The organism is Rhodococcus sp. H-CA8f, from assembly GCF_002501585.1.
GTDB lineage: Bacteria > Actinomycetota > Actinomycetes > Mycobacteriales > Mycobacteriaceae > Rhodococcus_F > Rhodococcus_F erythropolis.
In genome coordinates this window covers 6152770-6174601 of the sequence record NZ_CP023720.1, presented here as the reverse complement: position 1 = coordinate 6174601, position 21832 = coordinate 6152770, and the positions used below count along the sequence as shown (strand labels likewise).

Below are 21832 nucleotides of genomic sequence, written 5' to 3'. Positions count from 1 at the left end.
CTATCCTTGAATTCTATAATTCTCAGAGCGAAAAGCACATCGAGCATCAATACGAATCGAGCGAAGGAAATATTGGGAACGAGTTCTCTGCACTGGATCCATGCTTGCGCCACTGATCCAGCGGCGTCGATTGATTCAAAAAGGAGCTCAGTCTGACGGAGCAGTGACTCCGCTACGGGAGTATGTTTATCGGGCAGCAGCAGGCTCATGCTCAAAAATTTCGCAGATAGAAAAAAGATACGCCACAACCGCCTGAGATGCGGCAACGGTATCTGAGGTGAGGCTCGGTCCGCAATTTTCGTAAGTAGATCCCATGATGTTTGAAAAGATGTCATCGCCGGACAGTCCATCGGAGAGCGACTGATAGTAAAGGCCCTTGAAGCGATTAGTGAGACGCGTCGAAAAACCCAGCATAGCCCGGTCCATCGTCATCAAATACATCCGCACCTCCTGGCTTTGTGCCATACCTAGTTCGATGACACTTCTGGCTACGGAACCAAGTTCGTTGATATCCAATTTTGTATCAATATTAATAGACAGATCGATCGGAAAGATTTCGTCATCGAACACTGTGACCCCCATGACTAAACCGTCACAGACCATCTGCAATTCCTTGTAACCCACTAGGCCCATTGCATATTCATCTGAACGATGCAAGGTTTTCTCATGTTCTTTCTTTGCCGCTCGCAACCATTTTGTGGTGTGGAATGCTAACTGCGTGTCGATCGCATCATGGTGGTCACCGCACATCAACATCAAATTTGTCTCAGATCGTCGTTCATCTGAGCTCATCTCCGCGTCATAGCGGGGCCCGCCCGGGCTCGCTGCGGTGATGTGGGCTACCTTGGCCACGTTTTTCGGCATATCCCTACGGTCCCTACTGGGCATGACCAGGATCTTTCCGCACTGAGGATAGGCGCAACGCCCATGGCTTTGGCCGTAGAGAATCCGCACTTGACTCTCTAGTGGATCCTTCTCGCGGTTACTCATAGAACGCCCTCTCGTCTGGGCGCGAGTGGGAGTTGGTACCCGAACCAACCGGCGCAGCATTATTGGTTGACTTAACATACAGGGGTCAGGGCCGGCTTTCCCGAAGTGCCACGCTGGTCTATACCCGGATGATGGCCGAATAAGCCTTGTCTGAGATGGCGTTACAGCGTGGTGCAGCCACCGATGCGGCCGTGGCCCTTGGCGGCGGCGAAGCGCCGGTACCTAGATGTGGTCAGCGTATGTCGGAGAGTCGAGGTCGGTAACATGCTCTGAGCTGGGTCAAAGCCCAGATGCGCCTCAACTCTCGAGGTGGAGCAGGACGACGCGAGGAAAGAGCTGCATGCCGACCACGGTTCACGACATCATCGAGGCATTTCGAAGCGTGCCGACCAGCAATCGTGAACGCGGCGACAAGTTCGAAAAACTGATGGTGCAGTACTTCAAGCACAACCCGCTCTACGCGGAGAAGTACTCGGACGTGTGGATGTGGTCGCAGTGGCCCGGCCGTGACGGCAAGCCCGACACCGGTATCGACCTCGTCGCCCAGGAACGCGCCACCGGTGAATACTGCGCAATCCAGTGCAAGTTCTACGAACCCGAACACTCACTGCAGAGAGCGGACATCGACGCCTTCTTCACCGCCTCCGGGAAGTCCCCGTTCACCTCGCGGATCATCATCTCCACCACCGACAAATGGGGCAAGAACGCCGAGGACGCCCTCGAAAAGCAGCAGATCCCCGTCGCCCGTATCAGCCTCGCCGACCTCGCGCAGGCACCGATCGACTGGGATCTGGCCTGGCCCAAACCTGGTGTGGAGATTCAGCTGAGCCGCACCGAACCCAAGAGCCTGCGACCGCACCAAGAAGAGGCCGTCAAGAAGGTCTTCGACGGTTTCACCACCGCCGACCGCGGCAAACTGATCATGGCCTGCGGTACCGGCAAGACCTTCACATCACTCAAGATCGCCGAATACACCGCACTGGAGAAGAACGCGCCGGCAACGGTTTTGTTCCTGGTCCCGTCTATCTCTCTGCTCTCACAAACACTGAGCGAATGGACTGCCAACTGCGAGATCGACCTGCGCAGCTTCGCCGTCTGCTCCGACTCCAAGGTCGGGAAACGATCCGACACCGAGGACATTTCCGTCTACGATCTGGCGATCCCGGCAACGACGAACACCGACAAGCTGATTGCCGCGATCAACACCACTGCCGGCGACACCGCGTTGACGGTGGTCTTCTCCACCTACCAGTCCATCGGTGTGGTTTCCGCAGCTCAGAAACAGGGGCTGCCGGAGTTCGACCTGGTGATCTGCGACGAGGCGCACCGCACCACCGGCGTCACTCTGGCTGGTCAGGACGAGTCTCAGTTCGTCCGGGTACACGACAACACATACCTCAAAGCCGTCAAACGCCTGTACATGACCGCGACACCACGGTTGTTCGACGATGCCACCAAAACTCAGGCCCAACAAAAGAATGCTCCGATAGCGTCGATGGACGACGAAACCCTCTACGGACCGGAGTTCCATCGCCTCGGATTCGGCGAAGCCGTCGAACGAGATCTCCTCGCCGACTACAAAGTCCTAATCCTCACGGTCGACGAGAAGTACATCGCCAAGTCACTGCAAGAACAGGTGGCAGACGAGAACAACGAGATCAACCTCGACGACGCTGTGAAGATCGTCGGCTGCTGGAACGGGTTGGCGAAACGCTCCGGCCAAACCCCGGACGGTGAAGGCTTCCCACCCGGTTCGGTGCCGATGCGCCGAGCGGTGGCGTTCTCCCAGTCGATTAAGGCATCGAAGAAACTGCGCGACAAGTTCAACGAGGTCATCGACGGCTACGACAAAGCCGACGACGAGGTACTGCGCTGCGAGGTCCACCACGTCGACGGTCACTACAACGCCCTCGAACGTAACCACGAACTCGAATGGCTCAAGGCACCCACCGATGACGGGGTATGCCGGATCCTCTCCAACGCCCGCTGCCTCTCCGAAGGCGTGGACGTCCCGAACCTCGATTCGGTGCTCTTCCTCAACCCCCGCAACTCCGTCGTGGACGTGGTGCAGTCCGTGGGCCGGGTGATGCGCAAGGCCGAGGGCAAAGAATACGGCTACATCATTCTCCCCGTGGGGATTCCGTCCGGGATGGCCCCGGAGAAGGCACTGGCCGACAACAAGCGTTACCGGGTTGTCTGGCAGGTTCTGCAGGCATTGCGGGCCCATGATGACCGGTTCAATGCCACGGTCAACAAGATCGACCTGAACAAGAAGAAACCGAACAACATCATGGTCGCAGCCGTCGGCTTCGGCGACGAGACCTACGGCGACAGCAGCGAGAACACCACTGGCGGTGACGGCGCCCAGGGCACGAACGCCGATAGCGCCGGCGCCGGGAATGGCGAGGGCAGCGTGGCTGCGGCCGAGCAGGCTGCAGCACAGCAGATGACGTTGTTTTCCGTCGCCGAATGGCGGGACGCGGTCTACGCGAAGATCGTCACAAAGGTCGGCGAACGCGCCTACTGGGAGGAATGGGCCACGAATGTCGCGAAGATCGCGGAACGTCACACCACTCGTATCGCCGCCCTCCTCGAGGCTCCGGACTCCAAGGTTGCGGGCACTTTCGAAGAATTCCTATTGGGGTTACGCAACAACCTCAACGACGGCATCACCCGCTCGGATGCGATCGACATGCTCGCCCAGCACCTGATCACCCGCCCAGTATTCGACGCCTTGTTCGAGGACTATGACTTCGCCGCCCACAACCCGGTCTCGCGCGTCATGCAGACCATGCTCGATGCCCTCGATGATCAGGCACTGGAGAAGGAGAACGCCGAGCTTGAATCCTTCTACGCCAACGTGCGTTTGCGGGCGGAGGGCATCGACAATGCCGAGGGTAAGCAGAAGATCATCACCGAACTCTACGAGCGGTTCTTCAAGCTGGCGTTCAAGAAGACCTCCGAGTCCCTCGGTATCGTCTACACCCCGGTCGAGATCGTCGACTTCATCATCCGCAGCGTCGACGATGCTCTGAAAGCAGAGTTCGGGGCGTCCCTGTCGGACAAGGGCGTTCACGTCCTGGATCCGTTCACCGGTACAGGAACCTTCATCGTCCGGCTCCTGCAGTCCGGGTTGATCAAGCCGGAGGATCTGCTCTACAAGTACACGAACGAGCTGCATGCCAACGAGATTCTGTTGTTGGCGTATTACATTGCGGCGATCAACATCGAAGCCACCTTCCACGGCCTTGCCGGCGGCGACTATGTCCCGTTCGAGGGCATCGTGCTGACGGACACATTCCAGATCGCTGAAGCCGGTGACACGATGGACGAGATCATGTTCCCGCAGAACAATGCCCGTGTCGCCCACCAGAAGGGCCTAGATATTCGGGTCATCATGGGTAATCCGCCGTACTCGGCCGGGCAAACCAGTGCCAACGACGGAAACCAGAACGTCAAGTATCCGACGTTGGATGCATCGATCGCCAAGACTTATGCCGCGAAATCTACAGCCACGAACAAAAACTCGCTCTACGACTCTTACATTCGTGCCATCCGCTGGGCATCTGACCGCATCACCGACACCGGGATGGTCGCCTACGTTTCCAACGGCGGATACATCGACGGCAACACCGCCGATGGTTTACGCCTGAGCCTCGCAGATGAGTTCAGTAGCATCTACGTCTACAACCTGCGCGGCAATCAGCGCACCTCGGGTGAGCGGTCCCGAAAGGAGGGCGGGAAGGTCTTCGGCTCGGGTAGCCGAAGCACAGTCGCGATCCTGCTGGCCATCAAGAACCCGGCTAAGACCGGGTCCTGCACGATCCGGTACCGCGACATCGGCGACTACCTCACCCGTGAACAGAAACTTGCCACTGTTGCAGATGCTGAGCTTGACACTATTGATTGGCTGACCATCACCCCTACCGTAGAGGGTGACTGGATCAACCAACGTAATAATGCGTTTGATGTATATACGCCTCTCGGCGAGAAGGTCAGCAAGGGACAGAAGAAGTCACTGACCGTGTTCGAAACGTACTCACGTGGACTTGCCACGGCGCGAGATGCTTGGGTATGCAACTATTCAAAGCTATGTGTTGGGGATAACGTCCATCGGACGATCGGCTTCTACAACGAACAAATTGACGCCTTCGAAGTTTATTGCCGTACGAATGGCATAACCGATAGAAAACGTGGCGTCGATGAGTTCATCAACCTGGACTCGACCAAGATCAGCTGGGGCGCAGATCTGAAGACTGGTGTTGCCAGGAGTTCCTCGATTCAATATTCTGGCGACTCTATTCGTTATTCTTCATATCGTCCGTTCGCGAAGCATCATATCTACTTCGACCACCAGCTTATTGAGCGTGCAGGGCAGCTCATTTCGATGTTTCCGAATCCGCGCCACCAGAATCTTGGTTTTGTACTTACGGGCGCGGCTGCCGCTATGCCGTTCAGCGTCTTGGCGATCACTGGACCGCCAGACTTCTCCATGTTTGGCGGTCAGACAAACAGTCAGTTCTTTCCCCGGTATACCTACCTGCCGTCGGCCAGTGAGTCTGACTTGTTCTCGAACGCTGACGAAGATACTTACACCCGAGCCGACAATATTACCGACGAGATCCTCTCGGATTTCCGAAAATTTTATGGATCAGGCGTATCCAAGGATGACATCTTCTACTATGTCTACGGACTCCTACACTCTCCGTCGTACCGCGCGGAGTTCGCTTCGGATCTGAAGAAGATGCTACCGCGGATCCCGAAAGTCAAAGATTTCCAAGGGTTCTCGAAATCTGGCCGCGCGTTGTCCGAGCTACATATCGGATATGAGGATGTCGAGCCATATGAGCTGACCGAGACAGTGACCGGCACCGGCACCGGCACGGACCTCTATCGGGTCCGAAAGATGGCGTTCGGGAAGGGTAAGGACCGCTCGACCATCATCTACAACAACCAAATCACAGTCTCTGGGATCCCCGACGAGGCGTACCTGTACATGCTCGGCTCGAAGTCAGCGATTGAATGGATCATGGAGCGCTACCAGGTCACCGTCCACAAGGACAGCCAGATCTGTAATGACCCCAACGACTGGGCCATCGAACACGACCAGCCCCGGTACATCCTTGACCTGCTCAAGCAGATCGTCACCGTCAGCGTCGAAACGGTGAAGATCGTCGATCAACTACCTGACTTGGAGATTCTTGTGTAGCGGATCTGTTCTGCTGCTTGCACATGTATCGAAGGTGTTTGATCGTGCTGGAATATAGATTCCAATACCGTGCGTCGAAAATAGATCGGTATTCGACGCTTCTGTGAAGAACGCGTATCCCCAGATCGTGCCAAGTTGAAGATGTCGAGAACTCGTGTCGATAATCTATGTCGAATAATCTGCTGTCTCCATCTTTTCGACAAACAGGATGGCCGCTAAACCCGCCGGGCGGTTGCAGATCTGTGGAACCGTGTGCGCTACATTCCCCTTCCGCGCCCTCTGTTCGAGATGGTGATGCACGGGGTTCGTCGAGATGCCGTCACAGACCGTCCATCGAGCCGCTTCCAAAATTCGTGCTCCGGCCCTCCAGAGTTGGGGCGCACTCGACCCACCTGGCTGGTACTGACGACCAGTCGGGTGGGTCACCCCCGGGGGTGTGCTGAGTGTTGTCCTCTTACCGCTCGGGTCCAGGGAGCAGCGGCCGGGAAGGTAAGAGGTGTCCGAACTCTGCTCCTCCGCGACAGGCTTCTAGTCGTGGATGTACTGCACGTTCGATTCCTTGTTCTTCTTTTCCAGATAGGCGCCGAGCATCCAGATGAGGTTGTAGGTCTGAGTGAGAGGGTTGTCCATCGCTTCCTGATCGAGGTGGCGTACCGCGTAGTCGAGGAACTGCGAGGAGGTGGCTGCATCGGTGGGGAGGCGGTAATGCCGTTCGATACGTGCTCTGACCTTGGGGTTCGAGAACAGTTGTTCACCGACCAGGTCGTAGTCCAGTTTCTTCACCACTGTGCCCTTCATCGCCCGAAACGGATTGCGGGAGGCGCTTGCTTGTATGGCCGATGTCCGCCGAACTGTGGATCGGCCTCAGTGGCAGATTGGTTACCGCGCTGATCTTTCTTCGCCCAGCCTCCACCGAGGTGACCGACTATCGGCCTGGTTCTATTTCGTACGGTTTTCGGCAGTGGACACTGCGGTCGACGCGAGTTCGAGGGCTTGGTTTCTTCCCTGATTAGTGCCGAGCAGGGAACCTGGCCGATAGGTGGCTTGCACGATCGTCTGCCCCACACGCGATGTCACCCAATACATCCGGAAAGTAGGGAGATCGGTCAAGCGCACGTGCGAGGTGCCGGTCTGCCGGGCAACCGATTCCTCGCCCACCGGCGCGTTGAACATCTCCTGTGTTTCGGCGTAGGTGTAACCCTTTGAGGTGAGGACGCTCTGCCAACTCGTGCAGCGGCCCACGAGATCGCGATACGACGCCATTGCTGCGGTCGCTGCCGCCGCATCGGGATAGACGAAGGCTTGACTGCTGATCGTCTCCACTTCGGCGGCAGCATCGAACGTCCATGACGCGCCGGCCATGTCGGTCATGTCCGCACTGCGCAGGATCCACGATTGATTACTGCACTCTGGCTGTGTCGTTTCCTGGAGCTCCGTGGCTTCCGGGTCGGTGTCCGATTGTGGTGTCCAGCCCGCACCAGGTAATTGCGCTGCGGAAAGGAGCAGCTTCTGCGCAGAGGGTGGCGCCACGACGGCGACGGACAACGAGGTCGTTGGAGAGGCCGACGCAGAGGTTGTCGTTGGCGCGGGAATCGTCGACGAGACCGTCGTGGGCGAGGGCTCTACCGTAGGGCTCTCGGCATTGCCGCTCTCCGAGGAGCAGGCCGCGAGCAGCGACATCACCACGAGCGCAGTCGCAGCGGCACCGATGGAGCGTCCGCTGCGATCGCGGAAGGCGGAACGCGTTGGCCATGCGTGGCGTCTGAGCACAGACGGAGTGTAGACGAGCGGTCCAGCTGACCGATTGTGCTGAATCACCATGAGGGAAAGTCGGTCGAAAAACGGTTGAGTGAGATATTTTCGACAGATGTTGTTCGGTTATGCGCGAGTCTCCAGTGCAGAACAGAATCCCGCTCACCAAGTCGATGCGCTGGCGCGGGCGGGCGTCGAGGCCGAGAATATTCATCTCGATCATGCCGGCGGTGCCACGGAGTTTAGCTTCAGCAACATTGGCGCGGCTCTCTCATCCGTAGTGAGGATTGTAGATCAGACGGTTCTACGAATGCCCCTCGCATGAGCCGACTTCTGTTCTGACAAGCCGGTCCACGTTGCGCGCTAGCGGAGCTACCTGGTCATTGGGTGTGCGAGCTGGCGTGCAACACAAGCTGTCTGAGCCGCCAGGTGCGGTCAGGCTCCCATTCGAGGGCTCCGTTGTCAGTAGTCCAGTACCAGCCGTCGTCGAACGCTGTCGAGGTTGTCAGGCTCTCGGCCAGATCGGTCAGCATGGCGCTGATCGAAACCCACTGAGGTCCAGGCTCATCCGCGCCGACCTTGTCGAATTCGATCACACAACCATGCATGCGGCCAGGTCGGGTGTCGACGCACAAAAAGTTGCCGTCGAGTCCCGCGAAGGGTACGAAAGCGGAAATGAAGGTGTCGGCTTGAACTCCCGCCTCGATGGGCGCGTCAACAGGCCCACCACCGTAGAGGCGGGCACTTTCGTCCCAAATCTGGATAGATGACTCCCGATGCCAGATCGCATCGTCCAACGTGAGAAACGCGAAACGGGGGAACAACCCCAGCAACCGGTCGGCGCGAACTCCGTTGACCAGGGTGAAGAGCTCGATCAGCTCGACCGGCCAATTCTGTCCGGTCTTCGCCATGGCGGCGTCGACACTGCCGCGGTCGGCACCCTCAATCGTCGTACCGGGGAAGTGGACTCGCAACCACTCGGTGATCCGGTTCCACTGATCGTGAACCGAACCCACTGGCGTTGAATGCACCGGGCTTCTCGCGTGCGTAGAACTCGCGGTCATCGACTCGACAGCAGCGCGGCGTTGCTTGTTCTCCTCTGCGGTGACGCACCGGCGGACCTCGACTTCGAGTTCTGCACGGTCAAGACTCTGATCACCGAATCCCGACACCAGAGCCTCCGTGCTCCCCAACGCCACCCAGATCTGCGGCCGCGACCCGTTTTCGGAAGCGGCCAACTGCATTCCCACTTCGGCTATCTGCGCGATGGCGGCATCGTCACCGACGACGTAGCCATCGCGCACGAGAACGCCTTCCGGACTCGAGCCTGGCCGAGCAACAGCCCAATAGGTCACCGAGCACTCACTTTCATCCGACACTGGAAACCGACTATTCAGTACCACGAGATTGTCTCAGCCGAACGGGACGACACAGCCCGACACTGTTTTGTCACTCAGATCGAACGCATTCTGGGATGCTGCTCCGCGCCGCGCGTGCCGCGCTGGAAAGAGGAACGGCCTGCGGCCGTGCTTGACAAAGCCTATTGAGATTCACTTCTGGCCTTCCGATTCTCGTCGGCGGTGACCTGCGCGCAACCCCTGGCGGCGCAAGCGCCGGCCGATGGCTCCGAGAAATTTTCGCCACTCGCACGCTCCCACCGAAATTTTCTCGGCCCAGGGGTGGCACTCCGGCCCCCTGCCGTCGCGATTCTCCTTTGCCAGAAGGCGCAAAAAAAGTTGGCGGGGCACGACGCCCGGTCACTTTCACCGCAAAGGGAACGACATGCAGAACATCCGTTTGAGGACCGCCACCGACGTCTTGGCCGCAATCCCGGCATTGCTCGGATTCGTCCCCGCCAATTCCGTCGTGATGATCGCTCTCACCGGATCACCCGCCACCTTCGCGTTTGTCGCGCGCACCGATGTCATCGGCACCGGTCCGGTTGGCGGCCGCCGGACTTGACCAGATCGAGGCAGCTCAGCGCGAGCTCGACAGCATGGGAATCCGCAGTATCCGCACTCTTGTCGCGGAATCCCTCGAGGTCGGAGCGGGGTGGTTCGACACCAACGGTGAGGTGCCTGACCAGCAATGCATGTCCTGCGTCTCATGCCATTAGTTGCTCTGTCATGGGTTCGCTTCGGCCACTGGGCCGGGCATCTTCGTTTCGTCCGTGTTGGCCGGCTGGGTTAGGGACTCCTCCGAAGGCGCGTGTCCGAAATGTCGTCCCCATCGGGGACGCCTCAACCCCTAGACTGCAGCGCTGCCCGCGCAGCATTGAACCCACCCATCCCGTGGACCCCGCCGCCCGGGGGAGTTGCGGACGAGCAGAGGTAGACGCCCGGGGCGCCGGTGGCATAGGGGTCCAGCCCGAACCGGGGGCGCGCGATGATCTGCCGCGCAGTGTTCGCCCCCGCGGAGATGTCGCCACCCACGTAGTTGGGGTTGTACGCCTGCATCTGGGGCACATTGCGCACGTGGACGCCCACGATCCGGTCCCGGAACCCCGGCGCAAACCGCTCGATCTGACGCGTGATCGCATCGGTGGCGTCACCCGGATAGCCGTGCGGCACATGCGCATACGCCCACACTGGGTGGATGTCTCCGACGGAACGGGAGGGGTCGGCCAAGAACTGCTGGCCCAACAGAATGAAGGGCTTGTCCGGCATCTGACCCCGAACGGTCTGGCGTTCCACGGCAGCAGTTTCCGAAATCGTCCCGGACAGATGCAGGGTGCCGGCCTTGCGGGCATGCGGATTCGTCCACGGCACGACGCTTCCGTCGGAGTCACCACGCACGGCGTAGTCGACCTTGTACGCGGCGGTGCCGTAGCGGAATTTGCGGTAGGCCCGTGCAATGCGGTCGGGCTGCCGGCCGTCGAGCAGACGACCGGCCGCATCGGGGGCGATGTCGAGCATGACGATGTCGTAGTTGGCGATCTGGGAGTAGTTGGTGACCCAGTTCCCGGTTTCGATGGTGCCACCGAGGCTGCGCAGGATCGAGGCGAGCGCCTCCGCAATTGATCCTGAACCACCTTGTGCCACAGGCCAACCGTGAGCATGGGCTCCAGCAGTGAGCATCGAGCCGACAGCACTGGAGAGTGGAAGGGTCAGCGTCCCGAACATGTGCGCCGCGACACCACCGAACAGCGCCCGCGCTTGTGGGGTCTTGAGCATCCGAGCGAAACCCGTCGCGGGAAGCAGAGCGCCCGTCCCGAAACGGGCGAGCATCAGCGGGTGCTTCGGGAGATGCACGATGGGCTGGAAGACGTCCTGCACCAACTCGTCGAAGTTCTCGGCGAGGTATCCGAAGACGTCGAGCCACCTCTTACCGTCGGCACCCAATCCGTCAGCGGTCCGGTTGATGTCGCGCCAGAGAACCCCGGCGGTGCCGTCGTCGAGTGGATGGACCAGATCGATCTCGGGCCACAGCCACGTCAGGCCGTGCTTGGCGAGCCCGAATTCGCGGTCGAGGGCCTTGAAGTATGGAGAAGCCAAAGCGGTGGGATGGAAGGCGGAGCAATCGTCGTGGACGAGTCCGTCGACTATGTATTCGCTGCTGCGGGTGCCGCCGCCGATCTTGTCCGCACCCTCGATGACATGGACGTCGATTCCGGCGCGGGCGAGTTCGATCGCCGCCGCGAGGCCGTTGGGACCACTGCCCACCACTACTGCTGTTGTCATTTGCTCTTCGCCACCCGTCTTCTCAGGTGTGAGCCTACGGAAATTACAGCGATGGCATTCTGCGAGCAAACAATTCAGGCCTAGACCTTGGTTGATCGATCAACTTTTGTTACAGTTCGAGGCGCACTGGCCGCAGCTGATTCTTATCGCTGCGGCCAGTTGTTGCATACATCGCCCATCGCGCCTGTTTCCTGCGGATTCGGTATCCTGTGAATCGGAACTCTCTGCACAGACGCAGCTCCGAAATCTGTCGAGGGGCCTTCTGGCTCCCTGCATCGCCGCAGTTCAGAGCAATTATAGGGCTACCTTAGTTGCGCCCGTGCCGGGGTTCTGAATTATCGTTTTCGTTACACGGTTGACTCACAAAAGTTTCAACCGACCGAAGACTCACGTCGCCGGGTGCCAGAACGCACACCATCGCGTCTGCGCAGGGCGGCTACTTCGGTGGTACCGAACACATCGTCGTGTCGGTGCTTTGAAGGACTTGCATTGCAAGTTGATGGCCATCAGCGCTGCTGGTCGTCGGTGCATCTTTATGGCATACGAAGGCTGGGTATGAAGCAACTTCCAGGCCCCCGGGGCCTCTATCACCCGTCCAATGAGCACGACTCCTGTGGAGTCGCATTTGTTGTCGACATGCATGGTCGCCGCAGCAGGGACATCGTCGAAAAGGCGATCACCGCTCTGGTCAACCTCGAGCATCGCGGCGCTGCCGGATCAGAACCCAACACGGGTGACGGTGCGGGCATTCTGCTGCAGGTTCCCGACAAGTTCTTCCGAGCTGTCGTGGACTTCGCGCTGCCCGCCGAAGGCGCGTACGCAACCGGTATCGCATTCCTCCCGCAGGGCGATGCCGATGCACACGAGGCTGCTGCTGCAGTCGAGAAGATCGTCGTCGAAGAGGGCCTGAAGGTTCTCGGCTGGCGCGAGGTCGGAACCGACGACTCCTCGCTTGGCGCACTGGCGCGCGACGCGATGCCGACGTTCCGTCAGATCTTCATCGGCTCCGAGGGTGACAAGTACACCGGCATGGATCTCGAGCGTCGTGCATACGTGGTGCGCAAGCGCACCGAGCACGAACTCGGCTCAGAAGGCGCCGGCAAGGGTGGCCCGGGTAGCGAGACCGTGTACTTCCCCAGCCTGTCCGGCCAGACGTTCGTCTACAAGGGCATGCTCACCACCCCGCAGCTCAAGGGTTTCTACCTCGATCTGCAGGACGATCGTGTCGAGAGCGCACTGGGCCTGGTCCACTCGCGCTTCTCCACCAACACGTTCCCGTCGTGGCCGCTGGCGCACCCGTTCCGCCGGGTCGCTCACAACGGTGAGATCAACACCGTCACCGGCAACGAGAACTGGATGCGCGCTCGCGAGTCCCTGATTGACAGTGACGTCTTCGGTGGCCGCGAGAACCTGGACAAGATCTTCCCGATCTGCACCCAGGGCGCCAGTGACACCGCTCGTTTCGACGAGGTGCTCGAGATGCTGCACCTCGCCGGCCGCAGCCTGCCGCACGCAGTTCTCATGATGATCCCGGAAGCCTGGGAGAAGCACGAGAGCATGGACCCCGCTCGTCGGGCGTTCTACGAGTACCACTCGGCTCTCATGGAGCCCTGGGACGGACCGGCGTCGGTGTGCTTCACCGACGGCACCGTCATCGGCGCCGTGCTGGACCGCAACGGTCTGCGTCCGTCGCGTCTGTGGATCACCGAAGACGGCCTCGTCGTCATGGCGTCGGAGGTCGGCGTTCTGCCGATCGATCCGTCCACCGTGGTCCGCAAGGTCCGCCTCCAGCCCGGCCGCATGTTCCTCGTGGACACCGCGCAGGGCCGGGTCATCAGCGACGACGAACTCAAGTCCGAACTCGCTGCCGAGCACCCGTACCAGCAGTGGATCGACGAAGGTCTGATCCACATGGACGACCTGCCGGACCGCCCGTACACGTACATGTCGCACGAGCGCGTCGTGCTGCGTCAGCAGCTCTTCGGTTTCACCAGCGAAGAGGTCAACCTGCTGGTCAAGCCGATGGCACTCTCCGGTGCCGAGGCGCTGGGCTCGATGGGTACCGACACTCCGATCGCCGTGCTCTCGTCACGTCCCCGGATGCTGTTCGACTACTTCTCGCAGCTCTTCGCTCAGGTCACCAACCCACCTCTCGACGCGATTCGTGAAGAGGTTGTCACCAGCCTCGGCGCGACCATCGGCCCCGAGGGCGACCTGCTGCACCCGAATGCGGACTCCTGCAAGCAGATTGCGCTCCCGCAGCCGATCCTGCACAACGACGACCTGTCGAAGCTCGTTCACGTCAACGACGACGGCGAATTCCCGGGCTTCCGCAGTGTCGTGATCCGCGGCCTGTACCCCGTCAAGGAAGGCGGCGACGGTATCCGTCGTGCGCTCGAGGGCATCAAGTACCAGGTCTCGCAGGCAATCGAGGGTGGCGCACGCATCGTCGTGCTCTCGGACCGCGAGTCCACCGAGGATTACGCGCCGATCCCGTCGCTGCTCCTCACCTCAGCAGTGCACCACCACCTGGTTCGTGAGAAGTCGCGCACCAAGGTCGGCCTCATCGTCGAGGCCGGCGACGCCCGCGAGGTGCACCACATGGCGCTCCTCATCGGCTTCGGTGCCGCAGCGGTCAACCCGTACATGGCTTTCGAGACCATCGACGAGTTCCTGCAGAACAAGGAACTCGAAGGCCTGACCCTCGAGAAGGGCATCGCGAACTACATCAAGGCAGCCGGCAAGGGTGTCCTGAAGGTGATGTCCAAGATGGGCATCTCGACGCTCGCGTCGTACACCGGTGCTCAGCTGTTCCAGGTCATCGGCCTCTCGCAGGAGCTGACGGACGAGTACTTCACCGGTCTGCAGTCGCAGCTCGGTGGCATCGGCCTCGACCAGATCGCAGCCGACGTCGAAGCGCGTCACCGCATCGCGTACCTCGATCGCCCCGAAGAGCGCGCTCACCGCGAGCTCGAGGTCGGCGGCGAGTACCAGTGGCGTCGTGAAGGCGAGTACCACCTGTTCAACCCGGACACGGTCTTCAAGCTCCAGCACGCAACTCGCACAGGTCAGTACGAGGTGTTCAAGGAGTACACGACAATGGTCAACGACCAGTCGGAGCGCCTTGCCGCTCTGCGTGGTCTGTTCGACTTCAACATCGGCAAGCGGCCGTCGATCTCGATCGACGAGGTCGAGCCGGCCAGCGAGATCGTCAAGCGTTTCTCGACGGGTGCGATGAGCTACGGCTCCATCTCCGCCGAGGCTCACGAGACTCTCGCCATCGCGATGAACCGTCTGGGCGCCCGCTCCAATTCCGGTGAGGGCGGCGAACATCCGTCGCGCTTCACGCCGGACGAGAACGGCGATCTGCGACGCAGTGCCATCAAGCAGGTCGCGTCGGGACGCTTCGGTGTCACCTCGCACTACCTGAGCAACTGCACCGACATCCAGATCAAGATGGCGCAGGGAGCCAAGCCCGGTGAGGGCGGCCAGCTTCCGGCTCACAAGGTGTACCCGTGGGTGGCCGAGGTTCGGCACTCCACGCCTGGCGTCGGCCTGATTTCGCCGCCGCCGCACCACGACATCTACTCGATCGAGGATCTCGCTCAGCTGATCCACGACCTGAAGAACGCCAACCCGCAGGCCCGCATCCACGTGAAGCTGGTCTCCGAGGTCGGCGTCGGAACCGTCGCGGCCGGTGTCTCCAAGGCACATGCCGACGTCGTTCTGATCTCCGGTCACGACGGTGGCACCGGTGCCACCCCGCTGACCTCCGTCAAGCACGCGGGCGCACCGTGGGAGCTCGGCCTCGCCGAGACCCAGCAGACGTTGCTGCTCAACGGTCTTCGTGACCGCATCGTCGTGCAGGTCGACGGCCAGCTCAAGACGGGTCGCGACGTCGTCGTTGCTGCCCTGCTCGGCGGCGAGGAGTTCGGTTTCGCCACCGCACCGCTGGTGGTCTCGGGCTGCATCATGATGCGCGTCTGCCACCTCGACACCTGCCCCGTCGGTGTCGCGACGCAGAACCCGTTGCTGCGTCAGCGTTTCAGTGGCAAGCCGGAATTCGTCGAGAACTTCTTCATGTTCATCGCCGAAGAGGTTCGCGAGCTTCTCGCGGAACTCGGTTTCCGCACGCTGCTCGAAGCAGTCGGCCAGGTCGACATGCTGGACACCACGCGCGCTCTCGATCACTGGAAGGGAAGCAAGGCAGGCAATCTCGATCTGTCGCCGATCCTGACCCAGGTCGAGTCCGCGTTCATGGACCAGGACGTCCACTGCACCGGCACACAGGATCACGGTCTCGACAAGGCACTCGATCAGCAGTTGATCGTCTCGGCCCGCAATGCACTCGACAAGGGTGAGGCGGTTTCGTTCGAGTCCGCGATCACCAACGTCAACCGCACGGTCGGCACCATGCTCGGCCACGAGGTCACCAAGGCGTTCGGTGGAGAGGGCTTGCCCGAGGGCACCATCGACATCACGTTCACCGGTTCCGCCGGTAACAGCTTCGGTGCTTTCGTGCCCAGCGGTATGACCCTGCGCCTGCACGGCGACGCCAACGACTTCGTCGGCAAGGGCCTCTCGGGTGGACGCATCGTCGTACGCCCGCCGCTCGATGCAGCGGAAGGCTTTGTCGCCGAGGACAACATCATCGGTGGCAACGTCATCCTGTTCGGCGCCACCAGCGGCGAGGCTCTGCTTCGCGGTGTCGTCGGCGAACGCTTCGCAGTCCGTAACTCCGGCGCCACTGCCGTCGTCGAGGGTGTGGGCGATCATGGTTGCGAGTACATGACGGGTGGAAAGGTGGTCATCCTCGGAGCCACCGGACGTAACTTCGGCGCCGGCATGTCCGGTGGCGTCGCGTACATCTACAACCCCGACAAGGCATTCGAGAAGAACCTCAACACCGAACTGGTGGACCTCGAGGATCTTTCGGGCGACGACTTCACCTGGTTGAAGAGCGTCATCGAACGTCATCGCGACGAAACCGGCTCCGAGGTTGCCACGCGCATCCTCGGCGACTGGTCGCAGCAGGTGGGTCACTTCGCAAAGGTGATGCCCCGCGACTACAAGAAGGTTCTTTTGGCCATCGCGGCCGCAGAGAAGGATGGCAAGAACGTGGACGAGGCAGTTATGGAGGCAGCTCGTGGGTGATCCAAGCGGCTTCCTGAAGCACACGTCGCGCGAACTTCCGGTTCGCCGGCCGGTGCCGTTGCGCCTGCTCGACTGGAAAGAGGTCTACGAGGAGTTCCCGAAGGAAACCCTCCAGACCCAGGCCAGCCGTTGCATGGACTGCGGAATTCCTTTCTGCCACAACGGTTGCCCTCTCGGAAACTTGATTCCCGAGTGGAACGACCTGGTCTTCAAGGACCACTGGCACGACGCCATCGAGCGTCTGCACGCGACCAACAACTTCCCGGAGTTCACCGGTCGTCTGTGCCCCGCACCCTGTGAGGCGTCCTGTGTCCTGGGCATCAACCAGGATCCGGTCACCATCAAGCAGGTCGAGGTCGAGATCATCGACAAAGCCTTCGACGAAGGGTGGGTCAAGCCGGTTCGCGCCGCGCACGCCACCAACAAGAGGGTCGCAGTTGTCGGCAGTGGTCCGGCCGGTCTGGCCGCAGCGCAGCAGCTGACCCGCGCCGGTCACGCAGTGACGGTCTTCGAGCGGGCAGACCGCATCGGCGGCCTGCTGCGCTACGGCATCCCCGAGTTCAAGATGGAGAAGCGGCACATCGACCGCCGTCTCGAGCAGATGGAAGCCGAAGGCACCGTCTTCAAGACCAACGTCAATGTCGGCGTGGACATCACCGCGGACGAGCTGCGCGAGCAGTTCGACGCAGTGGTTCTGGCCGGCGGCGCCACCGCAGCTCGCGATCTGCCGATCCCGGGCCGCGAACTGGACGGCATCCACCAGGCGATGGAGTTCCTGCCGATCGCCAACCGCGTGCAGTTGGGTGACCTCGACGCTCCCACCATCACCGCTGAGGGCAAGAAGGTTGTCATCATCGGCGGCGGCGATACCGGCGCGGACTGCCTCGGCACCTCGCACCGTCAGGGCGCAGCCAGCGTGCACCAGTTCGAGATCATGCCGCGTCCCCCGGAGACTCGCGCCGAGCAGACTCCGTGGCCGACGTACCCGCTCATGTTCCGCGTGGCTTCGGCTCACGAGGAAGGCGGCGAGCGTCTGTTCTCCGTCAACACCGAGAACTTCGTCGGTGAAAACGGCAAGGTCACCGGACTCAAGGCTCACGAGGTCGAGATGAAGTCGGGTCGTTTCGAGAAGGTCGAGGGCTCTGACTTCGAGCTCGAAGCCGATCTCGTGCTCCTGGCAATGGGCTTCGTCGGTCCCGAGAAGCCGGGTCTGCTCACCGATCTCGGTGTCGACTTGAACGAGCGCGGCAACGTCGCCCGCACGTCGAAGTGGAACACCAACGTCGACGGCGTGTTCGTGGCCGGTGACATGGGCCGCGGTCAGTCCCTGATCGTCTGGGCCATCGCCGAGGGACGTTCCGCAGCAGCCGCTGTGGACACCTACCTCGAGGGTGTCACCGCCCTTCCGTCACCGATCCACCCGACAGCGGCTCCGCAGCGCTAGAGGCTCTTACAAAGCCGCACCCCATCGCATTCGGTGGGGTGCGGCTTTGTTTCCGCAAGTAGTTCGCACGATCTGTAACAAACCTTCATCAATCGTGCATCGGACAGACACAACGCCCAGACAGTATGATTCCGGAGCATCGATAGTGGTGTATGGGTTGCTTAAGTTAAATCAGGGGAGTTTCATGCGTGCGAGGCGTCTCGTTGCGGTGTTGTCGGCACTAGCTGCGGCAGTAGTGGTACCGGTTGTCAGTTCTCCCGTGGCGTCGGCTGATCCCTGCCCCGGTCTGTACGTCGTGGCCATTCCTGGAACCTGGGAGCCTTCGGGTACTTCTCCCGGTGCCGGCATGCTTGCCCCGGTCACCAACGGCCTTCCCGGTTCCGTGCGCACGGATTACGTCACGTACTCGGCAACGGCCTTCCCGTGGGAGTCCAACGTCTACGCCAAGTCGAAGCAGCAGGCTGTCGACAACGCCCGCGGCATGATCGCCGCGATGGCCGCCTCGTGCGGTGACACCCGCTTCGCGATCGTCGGATACAGCCAGGGCGCCGACGCGGCAGGCGATCTCGCAGCCGAGATCGGAACCGGCATCGGCGTTGTTCCCCCGACTCGCGTCGAGGGCGTCGGCCTCCTGTCAGATCCCCGCCGCTCCGAGTCAGACGTCCTGATCGGACCCGCTGTCGGAGGCAACGGAGCCAGCGGCGCTCGCATCGGTGGATTCGGTTGGCTGTCAGGCAAAACGGTGACGCTGTGCGCCGTCGGTGATCTGTACTGCTCGACGCCCAAGGACGATTTCGTGATGCGTCTGGCCGGGTTCATGGCTCAGGTTTCCGACCCCACTCCCGCAAACGCTCTCTCGCTGCGAGACGAGGCCGCCGTGATCGTCAACGATCTGGTCACTGCAGGCGGACTCCCCGCACTGATGGCTCAGCTCGATCCAGGCGCGAACTCCCGGCGCGTCGATCAACTGGTCGCCTTCTACGGCTCGCAGGTTCACACCGACTACACGCGTTACGTTGTTGACGGCGCAGGCAATTCGGCCACATCCTGGCTGCACAACTGGTTGGCAGGCAAAGCCTGATCAGCAGTACGTCTGCTCCGCGGTGTCGACGTAGATCTCGGCGATCCGCTGCGAAGACATCGGCGTGATCTGTGAGTACACCTCGCCGACGGAGTTGAACTCCGCCAGCACCTCGGACCGCGGCATGCCGTCGGCCAGAGCCTTGCAGGTGCCGTCGGCGTAGAGGATCTCGGCGGAATCCATTCCGGCGGGCGGGATCCCGGCCAGACGTAGAGCGGCGATGTACCGCTGTCCCTTCTCGCCTGCGTTCGCGACGATCTCGTCCGGTGAGCGTGCGTCGATCGGTGCGTTCGCCGGTGGCGCTACCGGTGGCGCTACCGGAAGCGACACCTGCGGGGGCGTCGATTCGACGACGCTCGGCGCTGCTTCCGCAGGTTCGGCGAGTGGGCTGGTCGGCAATTCGGGGAGCGAACTGGGAGCAGTCGAACTCGACGTTGCCGCCACCGTGGTGCTGGTGGCAGCAGATGTGGATTCCGCTGCGTTGCTGTCGGATTGGCTGCTGCAGCCGCTGAGGAGTAGGCCCGCTGCCGCGACGCAGAGGACCAGTCTGTTCGTGTTCATCGCCCGTGAGTGTTACACACCGTACCGCTTAGTTTGTCCGTTTTAAGGAAACTCCCTTTGCCCTGTTTTTAAGTCGAAGTCCTGTGATATACATCTGTTCAGTTGTTACTTGTGAGTAGGAGCACACCGCAAGACCTTGTCGGCGGCGGTCGAAACACAAGCAATGACTGCGAGTTTCGTCCCCCATCACATAAACGGCAGGGAGAAATCAGTGCAGAAATCTCACAAGAACGGCAACAGACGTCTCGGCACGCGCGTGGCCGTTATTGCAGGTACCGCAGGTGCAGTGCTGGCTTTTGCAGCGCCGATGGCCTCGGCTCAGGATCCGGTCGACAATTCGGTACCGGGCGCCGCAGTGTGTCCGGCTACTGCCGAATCCTGTGTGTCGGTAGTGGTTCAGAGCGGAACCTTCGACAACAACGGCTTCAACCTCCCGATCGGAAAAGGCGACATGATCATTGCCGCCGAGGCCGGCTCCGGTGAAGGTGAGTCCACCGTTCTTCTCCCGCGCGACGACGGACACAACGGTGTCTACTCCAAGCCGTTGACCGTTCCCGGCGGCGTTCTGGGAATCGATCTTCCGTTCGGCAATCTCTTCGGCCTGGCCGCAGTAACGGCCGAGGTGGAGGCAACGGCTGCGCCGACTCTCAACGGAATCATCACCGACATGGATCTGAGCATCCCGGTGCGGATGAAGATCAACAACGCGTTCCTCGGCGACAACTGCTACCTGGGTTCCGCGGCGGCACCGGTGAATCTCCGTCTCGCGCCTGACCCGTCAGTGGTACCGACCTACACGGTGCTTCCGTCGACTGCACTGAAGGTGAGCCCGGTCGGGAACGAGGCCACCGGCTTCGCGCTGCCCGCTGCCAGTGGTTGCGGACCGTTCGGAGTACTGAATCCGATCGTCAACTGGCGAGCAAAGGTGCCGGCCACTTCCGGCACCTCGCTCAGCACGATCTCCGACGCCTACCTGTACCCGGGCGGGCTCACCGGTAGCGATCCTCTCGACGATCTCGGTGGCGGAACAGGATCCAGTGGTTCCAGTGGCTCGAGCGGTTCGTCCGGAAGCTCCGGTTCCTAGAAACTCGGATGCCTAGACGCAGCGGTGGTGACGGAATGTCACCACCGCTGCGGCGTCCGACCTGTAATAACCTGTGCCTCAGGGTGGGCGAAGGCGGCACTCCATCAGGAGGACCTGCGCGGCCACGAAATCACAGGGGAGTCCTCAAACATGTTTCGAGACAGCGTTCTTGCCGGTCCGGTCCTGCGTCGAGGTGTGACGGCACTGGCAGTTGCTGCCGCAGCCACCATGTTTGTCGGCACCGCAGCAACGGCGGAGCCGGCAGCAGTTGTCGGTGAGGTGTCCGCGGACTCCATCGCGGCAGCCCGTGCGCAGGCCATCGGAACGACGGTCACCGTCGTCGGAACCGCGACTACGCCGTCCGGAGTGTTCGAATCCAGCTTCTACGACAAGGGCTTTGGTCTCCAGAGCGGCAATTCGGGCATTTACATCAGCGATCCGAACAACTCCGGGATTGCTCTCGGCGATCAGGTTCAGGTCACCGGAGTCCTCGCGGATCAGGAAGGCCTGCTCGTCGTCCGCCCGACTGCCGTCGAGGTAATCGGCACGACCACCCAGATCAGCCCGGCGCGATTGCCCCTCAATGCAATCGGTGAGGGCAGCGAAGGCCGTCTCGTGACGGTGTCCGGGATCGTGAGCGGACCCGTCGTCGACGATCTGCCGTACGGCCACAAGATCCTGGTGTCCGGCGTCGACGGAAACACCGTCATCTTCGTCAACACCCAGACCGGAATCGACGTCGACGCCATTGCAGTCGGACGCCCGATCACCGTCACCGGCTTCAGCGGCCAGTACGCCAGCACCTACGAGGTTCTTCCCCGTTCGGAAGCCGATGTGCAGCAGGGTTTCACGGGCAGCCTGAGTTTCGGAAGCTGAC

15 protein-coding genes are annotated in these 21832 nt (G+C 61.1%); 9 read left to right on the top strand and 6 right to left on the bottom strand.

Going from position 1 to position 21832, the window contains the following annotated elements:
- Window positions 1–186: 186 nt before the first annotated feature.
- Window positions 187–864: an ABC-three component system protein gene (locus CPI83_RS28670; protein ID WP_157920632.1), complete on the bottom strand. Its 678-nt coding sequence runs from the start codon at window positions 862–864 to the stop codon at window positions 187–189.
- A gap of 466 nt (window positions 865–1330) precedes the next feature.
- Here CPI83_RS28670 and CPI83_RS28665 point away from each other — a divergent pair, with 466 nt between their 5' ends.
- Window positions 1331–6199: a DEAD/DEAH box helicase gene (locus CPI83_RS28665; RefSeq protein WP_097388091.1), complete on the top strand. Its 4869-nt coding sequence runs from the start codon at window positions 1331–1333 to the stop codon at window positions 6197–6199.
- Between the two features lie 528 nt (window positions 6200–6727).
- Here CPI83_RS28665 and CPI83_RS28660 read toward each other — a convergent pair.
- A complete protein-coding gene (locus CPI83_RS28660) occupies window positions 6728–6997 on the bottom strand; it encodes a hypothetical protein (RefSeq protein WP_097388090.1) in 270 nt (89 codons plus the stop codon).
- Between the two features lie 141 nt (window positions 6998–7138).
- Entirely contained in the window at window positions 7139–7570 is a 432-nt protein-coding gene (locus tag CPI83_RS30810; RefSeq protein ID WP_058227395.1) for a hypothetical protein, read from the bottom strand.
- Window positions 7571–7634: 64 nt separating this feature from the next.
- On the opposite strand from CPI83_RS30810, the gene CPI83_RS30805 reads away from it, so the two are divergent.
- Window positions 7635–7982 (top strand): hypothetical protein, encoded by a 348-nt coding sequence (locus tag CPI83_RS30805; protein WP_058227394.1) that lies wholly within the window; start codon window positions 7635–7637, stop codon window positions 7980–7982.
- Window positions 7983–8066: 84 nt separating this feature from the next.
- Window positions 8067–8276, top strand: coding sequence for a recombinase family protein (locus CPI83_RS31440; RefSeq protein ID WP_058227393.1), 210 nt, complete (start codon window positions 8067–8069; stop codon window positions 8274–8276).
- Between the two features lie 55 nt (window positions 8277–8331).
- Here the strand turns inward: CPI83_RS31440 and CPI83_RS28645 are convergent, their stop codons facing one another.
- The gene (locus CPI83_RS28645; RefSeq protein WP_141695778.1) at window positions 8332–9306 is read right to left on the bottom strand and encodes an SMI1/KNR4 family protein; all 975 of its coding nucleotides are present in this window, start codon (window positions 9304–9306) and stop codon (window positions 8332–8334) included.
- A gap of 427 nt (window positions 9307–9733) precedes the next feature.
- On the opposite strand from CPI83_RS28645, the gene CPI83_RS31105 reads away from it, so the two are divergent.
- Window positions 9734–9913: a DUF4192 family protein gene (locus CPI83_RS31105; protein ID WP_058227391.1), complete on the top strand. Its 180-nt coding sequence runs from the start codon at window positions 9734–9736 to the stop codon at window positions 9911–9913.
- Window positions 9914–10191: 278 nt separating this feature from the next.
- On the opposite strand, the gene CPI83_RS28635 is transcribed toward CPI83_RS31105, so the two are convergent.
- On the bottom strand, window positions 10192–11631 hold the full coding sequence (locus CPI83_RS28635) for an NAD(P)/FAD-dependent oxidoreductase (RefSeq protein ID WP_097388088.1): 1440 nt from the start codon (window positions 11629–11631) through the stop codon (window positions 10192–10194).
- Between the two features lie 555 nt (window positions 11632–12186).
- Here CPI83_RS28635 and gltB point away from each other — a divergent pair.
- From gltB to CPI83_RS28620, 3 genes are all read left to right on the top strand, one after another.
- Window positions 12187–16785: a glutamate synthase large subunit gene (gene gltB, locus CPI83_RS28630; protein ID WP_097388087.1), complete on the top strand. Its 4599-nt coding sequence runs from the start codon at window positions 12187–12189 to the stop codon at window positions 16783–16785.
- Window positions 16778–18229, top strand: coding sequence for a glutamate synthase subunit beta (locus CPI83_RS28625; RefSeq protein WP_020968013.1), 1452 nt, complete (start codon window positions 16778–16780; stop codon window positions 18227–18229). The genes gltB and CPI83_RS28625 overlap by 8 nt, the downstream gene beginning before the upstream one ends.
- Window positions 18230–18413: 184 nt before the next feature.
- Entirely contained in the window at window positions 18414–19310 is an 897-nt protein-coding gene (locus CPI83_RS28620) for a cutinase family protein (protein WP_020905644.1), read from the top strand.
- Here the strand turns inward: CPI83_RS28620 and CPI83_RS28615 are convergent, their stop codons facing one another.
- The gene (locus tag CPI83_RS28615; protein ID WP_029256844.1) at window positions 19311–19871 is read right to left on the bottom strand and encodes a DUF732 domain-containing protein; all 561 of its coding nucleotides are present in this window, start codon (window positions 19869–19871) and stop codon (window positions 19311–19313) included. It abuts the gene before it with no gap.
- A gap of 211 nt (window positions 19872–20082) precedes the next feature.
- On the opposite strand from CPI83_RS28615, the gene CPI83_RS28610 reads away from it, so the two are divergent.
- Both CPI83_RS28610 and CPI83_RS28605 read left to right on the top strand, forming a co-directional pair.
- Window positions 20083–20955: a hypothetical protein gene (locus tag CPI83_RS28610; protein ID WP_020968016.1), complete on the top strand. Its 873-nt coding sequence runs from the start codon at window positions 20083–20085 to the stop codon at window positions 20953–20955.
- Window positions 20956–21105: 150 nt separating this feature from the next.
- A complete protein-coding gene (locus CPI83_RS28605) occupies window positions 21106–21831 on the top strand; it encodes a hypothetical protein (protein ID WP_029256845.1) in 726 nt (241 codons plus the stop codon).
- Window position 21832: the final 1 nt, after the last annotated feature.

What these genes read in the sequence shown, in the direction of transcription:
- CPI83_RS28635 (WP_097388088.1), bottom strand. Translation starts at nt 11,631, where the DNA reads ATGACAACAGCAGTAGTGGTGGGCAGTGGTCCCAACGGCCTCGCGGCG.
- CPI83_RS28670 (WP_157920632.1), bottom strand. Translation starts at nt 864, where the DNA reads ATGCCGAAAAACGTGGCCAAGGTAGCCCACATCACCGCAGCGAGCCCG.
- CPI83_RS28665 (WP_097388091.1), top strand. Translation starts at nt 1,331, where the DNA reads ATGCCGACCACGGTTCACGACATCATCGAGGCATTTCGAAGCGTGCCG.
- gltB (WP_097388087.1), top strand. Translation starts at nt 12,187, where the DNA reads ATGAAGCAACTTCCAGGCCCCCGGGGCCTCTATCACCCGTCCAATGAG.
- CPI83_RS28660 (WP_097388090.1), bottom strand. Translation starts at nt 6,997, where the DNA reads ATGAAGGGCACAGTGGTGAAGAAACTGGACTACGACCTGGTCGGTGAA.
- CPI83_RS31440 (WP_058227393.1), top strand. Translation starts at nt 8,067, where the DNA reads ATGTTGTTCGGTTATGCGCGAGTCTCCAGTGCAGAACAGAATCCCGCT.
- CPI83_RS30810 (WP_058227395.1), bottom strand. Translation starts at nt 7,570, where the DNA reads ATGACCGACATGGCCGGCGCGTCATGGACGTTCGATGCTGCCGCCGAA.
- CPI83_RS28620 (WP_020905644.1), top strand. Translation starts at nt 18,414, where the DNA reads ATGCGTGCGAGGCGTCTCGTTGCGGTGTTGTCGGCACTAGCTGCGGCA.
- CPI83_RS28615 (WP_029256844.1), bottom strand. Translation starts at nt 19,871, where the DNA reads ATGAACACGAACAGACTGGTCCTCTGCGTCGCGGCAGCGGGCCTACTC.
- CPI83_RS28605 (WP_029256845.1), top strand. Translation starts at nt 21,106, where the DNA reads ATGTTTCGAGACAGCGTTCTTGCCGGTCCGGTCCTGCGTCGAGGTGTG.
- CPI83_RS31105 (WP_058227391.1), top strand. Translation starts at nt 9,734, where the DNA reads ATGCAGAACATCCGTTTGAGGACCGCCACCGACGTCTTGGCCGCAATC.